Source organism: Mailhella massiliensis (assembly GCF_020741395.1).
In the GTDB taxonomy this organism is placed as follows: Bacteria; Desulfobacterota; Desulfovibrionia; order Desulfovibrionales; family Desulfovibrionaceae; genus Mailhella; species Mailhella massiliensis_A.
Window position 1 is genome coordinate 1 of record NZ_DYZA01000001.1, and the last position, 9,237, is coordinate 9,237.

7 protein-coding genes are annotated in these 9,237 nt (G+C 62.7%); 1 reads left to right on the forward strand and 6 read right to left on the reverse strand.

Features of this window, described 5'->3' with window-relative positions:
* Nucleotides 1–477: 477 nt before the first annotated feature.
* The 3 genes from K8W16_RS00005 to K8W16_RS00015 are packed head-to-tail and all read right to left on the reverse strand — an operon-like array spanning nucleotide 478 to nucleotide 4,878.
* A complete protein-coding gene (locus K8W16_RS00005) occupies nucleotides 478–1,128 on the reverse strand; it encodes a biotin attachment protein (protein WP_304120066.1) in 651 nt (216 codons plus the stop codon).
* Nucleotides 1,129–1,137: 9 nt separating this feature from the next.
* Nucleotides 1,138–3,378 carry a carboxyl transferase domain-containing protein gene (locus K8W16_RS00010; protein WP_304120075.1) on the reverse strand — a complete coding sequence of 747 codons (2,241 nt, stop codon included), beginning with the start codon at nucleotides 3,376–3,378 and terminating at the stop codon, nucleotides 1,138–1,140.
* A 36-nt stretch (nucleotides 3,379–3,414) separates the two neighbouring features.
* Entirely contained in the window at nucleotides 3,415–4,878 is a 1,464-nt protein-coding gene (locus tag K8W16_RS00015; protein WP_304120067.1) for a biotin carboxylase N-terminal domain-containing protein, read from the reverse strand.
* A 461-nt stretch (nucleotides 4,879–5,339) separates the two neighbouring features.
* Between K8W16_RS00015 and K8W16_RS00020 the strand changes: the two genes are divergently transcribed.
* Nucleotides 5,340–6,209 carry a DUF3800 domain-containing protein gene (locus tag K8W16_RS00020; RefSeq protein WP_304120069.1) on the forward strand — a complete coding sequence of 290 codons (870 nt, stop codon included), beginning with the start codon at nucleotides 5,340–5,342 and terminating at the stop codon, nucleotides 6,207–6,209.
* Nucleotides 6,210–6,326: 117 nt separating this feature from the next.
* On the opposite strand, the gene K8W16_RS00025 is transcribed toward K8W16_RS00020, so the two are convergent.
* The 3 genes from K8W16_RS00025 to K8W16_RS00035 all read right to left on the reverse strand — a co-directional run bounded on the left by K8W16_RS00025 (nucleotide 6,327) and on the right by K8W16_RS00035 (nucleotide 9,055).
* Nucleotides 6,327–6,695, reverse strand: a complete 369-nt coding sequence (locus tag K8W16_RS00025) for a hypothetical protein (RefSeq protein WP_304120071.1) — start codon at nucleotides 6,693–6,695, stop codon at nucleotides 6,327–6,329.
* A gap of 740 nt (nucleotides 6,696–7,435) precedes the next feature.
* Nucleotides 7,436–8,080 (reverse strand): hypothetical protein, encoded by a 645-nt coding sequence (locus K8W16_RS00030; RefSeq protein ID WP_304120073.1) that lies wholly within the window; start codon nucleotides 8,078–8,080, stop codon nucleotides 7,436–7,438.
* A 549-nt stretch (nucleotides 8,081–8,629) separates the two neighbouring features.
* The gene (locus K8W16_RS00035; RefSeq protein ID WP_304120074.1) at nucleotides 8,630–9,055 is read right to left on the reverse strand and encodes a hypothetical protein; all 426 of its coding nucleotides are present in this window, start codon (nucleotides 9,053–9,055) and stop codon (nucleotides 8,630–8,632) included.
* Nucleotides 9,056–9,237: the final 182 nt, after the last annotated feature.

Consider the following 9,237-nt stretch of genomic DNA (forward strand, 5'->3'; position numbering starts at 1 on the left):
CGATCATCTCGCCGCCGCAACCGCTCTTTCCGGAAAATCTTTTCTTCCTGCCGACGTCAGCATTTCTCCCTAAAAATCTTTTCCTCCCTTCCTCTTACACCGGTGACGGGCGAAGCCCGGCAGCGGTCGGCCACCGCAGGTGGGCGCGGCAGCGCACACCTGCACTGACGCGGGGCGGGCCGGGACGCAGGTCGAGCCTTCCAACCTGTGCGGTAGAAGCAGGCCCGGCGCAGCTTTCGGGGGAAAGGAGGATTCCGCATCGGAAGTGAGCCGGAGCCCTGCCTTCTGCGTTCTTCCTGCGCGTGAGATTGCCTGATGAGGGGGTTCGGGGGGAATCATTCCCCCCGGCGGGGTGCGGGGCGGCGCCCCGCGTGCCTTTCCTGCCTTTTCGTGCCTTTTCCGTTATCGCCGGGGCATAAAAAAGCCCGGCCGGGGGGGAGCCTGGGCCGGGCGCGGGATCAGTGTTATTTTTGGGGGTTATTCGCCTTCGTTCCATTCGCTCTGGACGCGGGCGACGACGTCTTCGACGGCGGACTGTTGTTCAGGGGGGCAGACGACGATGAGGGGGCTGCCGGCGTCGACGTTTCTGGTCTGGTCGAAGTAGACGTCGTAGATGATGCCTGCGGGGCCGGTATAGCAGAGGGGGGCCTCACGTTTCATACGGGAGACGATGAAGAGTTCCATACCGTCGTGGATGGAGACGGTACGGCATCCGAGGATTTTGACCTTTTTATCCACATCGGGCACGAAGTAATACTTGGCGCGTTCCGGGGCGCAGAAGGCGTAGAGGCTTTCCTTCAAAAGCTTGCTGACGACTTCCTGCCTGGTGAGGTAGTGGCGGATGAGGCCGAGGGGGGTACCGGCTTCGACGAAGGAGCCGTCGAGTTCGCGGTAGAGCTTCTGGAGCACGCCGCGTTCTCCGGCGAGAACCTTGCAGGGGTTTTTCTCGCGCGTGATGGTGGCGATATGGGTACCGGGGATTTCCTTCCATGCGCCGGTTGCGCCGCTGACGCGGGCGCCCTCCTCGATTTCGGCAAAGCGAAGAACGCCGGTATGCGGGGCGCAGACCTCCCTTTCCGTATAGGGGGCGGCCTTGAGTTCTTCCATGACTTCGGCAATATCTCTCATGCGTTCACCCTAGCGATAGTAAAGGTTGCGGCCGCCCATGGTTTCGAGGGCCTGGCGCAGGTTGGCGCGCACGTCGCGCCTGTCCCACACGCCCTGGATATGCCCGCGGGAAAGGGCCTTGTAGCAGTTGTGGTGATCCGGCGGGATATCCATACCGGTGGTGTTCTTGATGACGCCCGGCCCGGCGAAGCCTATGTCGGAAGAGCGTATGGCGAACTGGTAGAAGGCGCAGCCGAGGAAGCTGGCCACGGGGCCGCCGTAGGACTTGGTATCGTAGAGCACGAGGTAGAGGCCGCCGGACTCGATGTAGCGGCGCACGGCCACGGTACAGCGCGGCATCTGAATGACGCCGTGAGTGCCTTCCTGGATGCGTATGCCTGCGGTGCCGTGGCAGTACACGATGAAGGGGTAGCGCTTGCGGCGCGCGCGGTCGGCGGCGGCCACGAATTTGGAGCCTTCGGCCACGCCCACGGAGCCGCCGCGGAAGGAGCCGACAAGGATGGCGACGACCACCTGCACGCCGTCGATACGGGCTTCAAAGGTGATGCAGCCGCTTTTGAGGCCGGTTTTTCTTTTGGCTTCGGCGATTTTCTCGTCGAAGCCGGGGAAGGAGAGGGGGTTGCCCGCCTCCACCTCGGTATTGAACTCATAGAGGGAGTTCTCGTCGAAGCAGTTGTTCATGACCCACTGGTATTCCATGGGGAAGTGATGGCCGCAGGTGGAGCACACGCCCGCGAATTCGTTGTAGAGGTCGGGGGCCCACATGTCCATGCAGCCGCGCTTGGCGGAATAGGGGCAGGATATGGCGCGGTCTTCCCTGGCCTTGTCGCTCACCCAGGCCCAGCCGGAGCGGTCGTTCTCTTCCCACTCGGAAAGGGTGGTGAGTTCCTCCTCGGCGGCGGCGTTCTCCGCCACGGGCTTGCGGCGCAGTTTATTCCAGGGCTTCATGGCGCGCAGCTTGACCATTTCCCATTCGGAGCCGAGCTCGTCGAGCAGGTTGGCGAAGGTGCGGCGGTTGCGATGGTAGAAATCGTAGATGAGGCGGTTGTAGATCTCCCACCACTGTTCCGACCATGCGTCGCCGAGGCGGCCCATGATGGAGCGGCGGTTCTGGCACTCGCGGTGCGAGGCCTTGATGAACTTGTTCTGCCGCCTTTCCACAAGGCGCTGACGGGCCTTGCGGGAAAGATCCCAGCGCACGGAGATCTCGTCGAGATTCAGCTCCCTGTCGCGGAAGCGGCGGAGCGTGGCCGCGCGCAGGGGTGCGAGCCCGCGGGCCGCGAGCACCACCTCGTCGGTGGCGCGTATGACTTCCTGGCGTATGGTACGGAAGAATTCGTAGTGATAGGGCCGCGCGCCGAGCACAGGTTCCTGAATGATCTTGTCGACATAGCCGAACTTCAGGTTGTCCTCGGCGGTGAGGTGCAGGTCTTTGGCGCAGCGCTCCACCAGGTCGGCGGAAGCGCGGGCCCCGCCGCGCAGGCGGCCTTCAATGGCGGCCGCGCCCTCGGGGGAGATCACGGAATAGTAGCCGTGGGAGAGCATGAGGCGCTTGTCGGCCAGGGAAATGGCCTCCGCGCCGCCGGAGCCGCCCTCGGAGAATATGGCGATGAGCGGCACAGTGAGCCCGGCCATTTCATAGATGTTGCGGGCAATCTGCTGGGCCGCGCCGGGGTAGTCTTCCAGGGGGTAGCCGCCGGGGGTGAAGACGTAGGCATGGATGGGTATGCCCTCGGTCTCGGCCACGCCCATGTAATGCTTGGCCTTGGCGTTGCCCCAGGGCTTGGCGGAGCCGCCGTTGCGGAATTCCTCGCCGTGGCCCTTTTCATGGCCTATGACGAGCACGGGCTGGTGGCACACCTTGCCGTGGCGTTTGCGCGTGATGTAGGCGCGGGCAATGACCATGGCCGGGTCGTTGGTATGCTCGCCCTGGCCGCCGATTTCCGTGTAGTTGTCGTAGACGTTTTCAAGGATATCGCGCAGGCAGATGCGCTGAGGGTGGCGCACGATGCGCACCTTGTCCATGGGGGTGAGCTTGTCTTCGAGCTTACATTCAATGAAGAAGAACAGGTCTTCGAGGGAAGTCATGTCCGCCTGCGCCTCTTCCTGGGAGCAAGTTTCGAGCTTCTGGCGCACGGCGCTGAGCCGGGACTCGAGAAGCGCTATGTCTTCCTCATGCTTGCCCGGGAATATGTCCTTGAGATAGCTCAGCCTGTCGGAAAGCTGATGCAGTTGCTTTTCCCATTCCATCATATATTCTTATCCCTTCCTGGCGAGGACAGGAAATTAGAAACGCAGGATGCGCTCCGTTTTTTTCTTCAGAAACTCCACATTGGACTTCAGGGGCTCGCCCTTGCCGTCGTGCCCTTCCAGACGGAGCGTCTCCAGGAAGGCCAGGCCGTTGGCGCTCACCTCGGCAAGGTCCCTGCCCCAGATAATGGCGAGGGCGAGGTTCGGGTCGAACTCCGTGGGAATGGTGTAGGGGGCCTCTGCGGAAACCGGGGGCACATGGGTGTGCACGCGGCACCAGTCGTGCTCCTCCCAGCTGAAGCGGTCGATATCGCCCACCCAGGGAGAGAAGCCGTTGTCCGGGTCTTCGGCGATGATGCGGTATTCCACACCCACGCCGTGGAAGGTGATATCCTCCTGCGTGTAGCCCAGAGGCTCGCCGAGGCCGGTGCGTATCTGCTCGGCGATGAGGTCGACCTCCCTGCCCTTCACGCGGCTGATTGCGGCGGAAACGCCGTTCTCCACCTGAATACGGGTGTTCACTTCCATAAGGAAGGGGTGGCCGTCGCGCGTGACTATCCACTCCCAGGTGCCCACGCTGTCGTAGCCGACCTTGCGGGCCATGTTCAGCGAATGCATGACGATTTCGTCAAGCAGCGCCTTGGCGTCGAAATCGTAACGGATGGAGGAAGGGTCGAAGCCCGGGGCCACTTCAAGGCGCTTCTGGCGGCCGGTGGACTGGATGGAGCAGTTGCGGGTGCCGAAATGCACGGGACGGCGGCCGGAACGGTCGGAAAGCACCTGCACTTCAAGATGATTGAAGTCCTTGACGCGCTGTTCGATGAGCACGCCTTCGTCCTTGAACTGGCGCATGGCGTAGTTGCGGATGCGGCGGTACACCTGGCGGAACATGTCGATATCGTACACTTCCTCGATGCCCATGCCGCCGCCGCCCGCGGAAGCCTTCACCAGCACAAGCGGCCGGGCTATGCCCTGCTGCATCTGGAAATCAAAAAGGGAGCGGGCGATTTTCTCCGCTTCCAGCTCGTCGTACACGGGCCTGTCGGAACCGGGCACCGTGGGCACGCCCAGGGAGCGGGCGAGGCGCTTGGTGTTGATCTTGTCGCCGAGGTCGCGGATGACGCGCCACGACGGCCCGAGAAAGACCAGCGGCCGGGAGCGCTCCGTGACGCGGCGGGCGAAGCGGAAATCTTCCGCAAAGAAGCCGTAGCCGGGATGCACCGCCGTAGCGGCGGATTCGTCGGCCACGCTCAAAAGCTCGTTGGCGTCGTGATAGGATGAAATGCGGTACAGACTCTTCTCGCCGCCCAGCTCGCGGGCCAGGGCGACATGGCCGGAGCAGGCGTCTTCCGCGGTGTGGACGCATACGAAGTCGAGCCCCAGCTTCCTGCATGCCTGAATGATGCGAACCGCGATTTCACCGCGGTTGGCAATGAGCACTTTATGCTGTTTGTTCACGCCATTTCCTTGTTGAAAAGGGGAAAAGGCCCATAAGACCATGATGATAGAAAAGGGGCAGGCGATCCTCTCCTCCCGCTTGCCCGGTATGTGACGCTCGGCGGACAGGGGAAACCGGGGCCTTTCCGGCCGGAAAAGGCGCGGAACAAAGGGCTCCGGCAGCCCGACGCGGCCGCCGTTTGTACGGCGATTATACCCCGCATACGGAAAGAATCAAGCCCCCTCCTTTTCTGCCCTTTTTATTTACGGATAGGGGGCGGAAAAAGGCCCGCCGGGGGAAAAGCGCAGGCAAAAAAGGGAGGGGACAAGGCGGCGGGAGGGCGCGGGCATCCTGCCCGGAAAAGGATTCCCCGCGAGCCCCCGGGCCCCATCGGCGGCGCCCCCCCGGCCTGCCCCGTCGCTCTTGACATTCTTCCAAAATATCTATGGTTAATTCGACGGCACGGCAGCCCGTTCCGGCATGTCCTGCTGTCGATTCCGAGGCCCACTTCATGTGGGCTTTCGTGTTTTTCGGATTTCGCGTGCACTATTTTGCCTATCCGGACGAATTCGGCCATATCGGCCCTTTCCTCTCCCGAAGCGATCCGAGGCATCATACCAGCCCGGTATTCGGATTCGCCGGGATTGTCCTGCCTGTTACGGAAGTACGGAAATTCTCCATGTACTTCTATAAGCTGAAGTGCCGTCTCCTGGAATGGGAGATAAGCCGGGACCAAAAAAACACTCCCGCATACCAGTGGGAAAAAAAAGGTTCCGCGCTCTACTCCCTGCAAAATGTTGAGAAATATTCTCAACTCCGCCATGCGACATTCCGCCTTATGAATAAAATTGAATCCATCGGAGGATTTGTTTTTTACAGCGGGATTGAAAAAGACCCCCCTCTTGACGAGCACACACCGGAAGCCCTTTATACTTCCGTATTGCGGGACTGCATCAGAAGGCTTGATCGTTATTGCAACAATAATACCTCTACGTTCAGTATCCTGCTCGACGCCATAGACAGCATGGAACCGGGGGCAAAACGTAAGTTCAGGCTTGCCGGAATCAGCGCCGCAGGCAGCGAAATGTTCAGATACCACCATGGAAATCCCTGCGCCGCGCTGCTTGAACCTCCGTATCAACTGGAAAGCCACCTCTACCAGAATCTCCAATGTGCCGACTGGTTTTGCGGATTACTGAATAAATATCTCATGTATCAGGTGCTTCCTGAACAGTACGCCGACTATAAGATGATGGAGACTTACTTCGGAGCCAGACTGCAAAGAGTTCTGAAGGCCGGCAGCCTCCGGCGGAAAAAGCCGCCGACGCCGGAAGAGAACATCCGCCCGGAGGAATACGCTCCTTCCCTCCAGCCTCCTTCTTCCGAAGGATGAAGCCTCCCGAAAATGCTGCCGTTCAGCGCCCGTCGCGCGGAGCGTGCTGCAAAAAGGCCTGCGCGCCGCACACTCACGCCCCTTCCGCGCACGCTTCGGCACGAAACGGGCGGCGCGTTATCTTCTGCCCCTCAGCACATACAAAGCAAGGACGCACAGCGCGACGATGACGGCCGTGAGGGCGTAGCGGGGAATATCCGCAAAGCGCACGGCCACAAATTCCATAAACAGCGCGGCCGCCGCAAGGGCCACGGCCGCAAGCTGCCGGACATGATCTTTTCTGCGCGTCTCTTCCCGGGAGGCTTCCCGCGCTGCCCGCCGCTCTTCCTGCCCGGGGGTATCGGCCACGCCGCGCCTTTTCAGCTCCTCCTCGCGAAGCGCCGCCGCCCCGGCGGTGAGCTTCCGCGGGTCGAGCGCCTCCAGCTCCTCATCCGACATGGCCGCATAGCGCTCGGCTATCTGCTGCGGCGTCACCTTCATGCGCATGTTCTCTGCCCTCTTCCGCGCAGGCTGCACGGTCTTTTTTCCTTTTCTCCGGCCCGGCGTTTCGGAAGAAGCCCCGTCCTTGCGGCCCCTTCCCGGACGGGCTTCGTCAGCGCCGCGTTCCCGCGCGGGCGCGCGAAAAGCCCCGGACTTCATGTCCACGCGGAACCGGGAGCCGCCTCATGAAAGAAGCATATCGCGGAACTCCCCCCGCACGGCAATGATAAGCGGCCGCCCTGCACAGAAAAAACGCGCCCCGCATACGCCCGGAAGCGGAACACCTGCGCGCAAGCCGGGCCTTCTTCCCCGCGCCCTCTGCGCGGGGCCCGCGCGCCTTTGCCTGAACCTCCCCCGCGCCTTCTGCGCGGGGCCCGCGAAGACCGCGGCCGGGGGACACAAAGCAGAACCAGGCGGGCCGATGCAGACGCCGCGCCCGCACCTTCCCCTCTGAAGTTCCCCTTCCCTGCGGCGGGAAAAAGGCCGCGAAAAAAACTCCCTTTCGCAGAGGCCGGAGTGCGCACCTTCCCGGCGCGCCTTCTGAGAAGCGGAACACGCGTCCGGAACCGAGGCTCAGAATGCGGCCATGGAGGAAGGAGCCCTGCGGCGGCCGGGCAGGCCGGAACCTTGCACGGAAAACAGCCGCGCGCCCCATCCATGCCCTCCTCTGCGCGCAAGCCGGGCCTTCTTCCCCGCGCCCTGCCGGGAAACGCGCCGCCCGGGGAGCACGGCCCCGCGTAAAAGCTCTACAGGAAATATGCCTCATGCCCGCCACGGCGGGAAGAGGGGCGGGGAGCCTCCGGCTCGTCGAAAAAGTCGCTGTGCGGGGGGGAGAGGCTGTCCACAAGTTCCATCAGCTCTAAGCAGCGGTTCAGGGCCGCCGTAAAGCCCCGGAGGGAAAAACCCGCATATATGGCGTCGGAGTCGTCCCCCATCTTCATTCTGACCACGGAACCCTTCTTCGCTTCCTTGATGAAGGACGAATGGAATTGCCCGGCAACACGGATCACCAGCAGATCCTCTTCCAGAGAAAAATGAAAGAGCACATCGTGCGTCGCCTGCCTGTCCACCCTCATCTGCCCGGACAGACTGCGGGGCAGCAAGGCATCCAGCGCCTTCCTGTCCTCGGGGAGAACGGTCTCCACCAGCTTGAGCTGCCAGCTTCCCCGGGTCTTGCCCGAGCGGTCGGGATACATGTCCAGCGCCAGCAGGGTTCCATCGTCTTCCGTGAGCATGCGCACCACGGCCTCCCCCGGGGAGGACAAGATGCAGGAAGCCCAGTTCTCATGCGTCTGCACATCGATCAATTCCCATGCCGACGCCCGGAAGGCGGAACACAGCATGAACGCCGCCGTCAGTACCGCAAAAAAGCATATCCTTGCCCTGACCATATTTCCCCCTTGTCATGATAGGGGGCATGATATCCTAAAACGCCGCCCGGCAAAAGCCCGAAGAGGCAGGAAAGGCACGCCTTTTTTCCGCCGGGACGAAGGTGCGGCGACGCCCACGGCCGGGAGCGGGGCAAGATTGCCCAAGCCCCGCCCGGAAAGGCAACAAGAAAACTTGCGCCCCGAGGCAAGCCGGGGGACGCCCTCCCCCTCCGGGAGCGCATCAAGAAGCGGACGGAATTGCGGGCCGTGTTCGCAGCCCCCCGGCCGGGAACGCCTGCGCGGAAAACAAAGCGGGGAACGGCTGACGCGGGAGATGGAAGAACATCCCCTCACGCGGGGCGCATGCGCGGAGTCCCCCGGCCGCGGCGGCTGAGGCTCCGCCCGCCTCCGGCAGGGCCTGCCCGCCGCGGAACGGACGCAAAAACGCCGGGGAGAGGCCCCCCGGCGCACTGTGCCCGGCGAGGAGGAAGACCGGGCGTGGACGCGGCGCCCTGTGCCGGGCGGATGGGGAAGAAGCCCGGCAGAGGCGGAAGCCGCAGGGAAGGAGCGCTATTCCTCCAGATGGGCCTGAAGGAAGAGGCTCTTGGAAAGCGCGTTGAAAAAGTCCTGATACAGGACGGGGTCTTCCACGGGCGTCACGTTGTACTGGGCGCTTGCGCGCACCGTCATCTGCGCCTTGCCGCGCGGCAGGACGTTGACCGTCATGCGCACGGTGTAGCCCCTCAGCTTGGTGCCGGTGACGCTGCCGAGCTCAAGGGAAGCCTTGTCTATGACGAAGCCCAGATCCTGGAGCGTGGCAATGACGGCCTCCATGGCCTTCTGCTTGTCCGACGTGTCGAAATAGCGCGTCTGGATCTGCCGCAGCCTCAGCCGGGAAGTGCCGCCCGCGTCAAAAAGCGCCTCGCCCGGGGGCACGGCGCAGCCGGAGGAGAGGATCACGCCGACAAAGAGCACGGAAAGGAGGATTCTTTTCATATCTTATGCGCCTCCAGAAAGACGGACTGGGAAAGTTTTTCTTGACATCCTCCCCGCCTGAAGTCGGGGGATTCCTATCGGTAGCGGCTCTAACGAGCCGCGCCATAGGCGGGTTCCTGATTCAACACGGGCGCTTGAGCCCTTCCCGCTCCACAGGCTGACACGGCCTGCCCGGCCGCCAG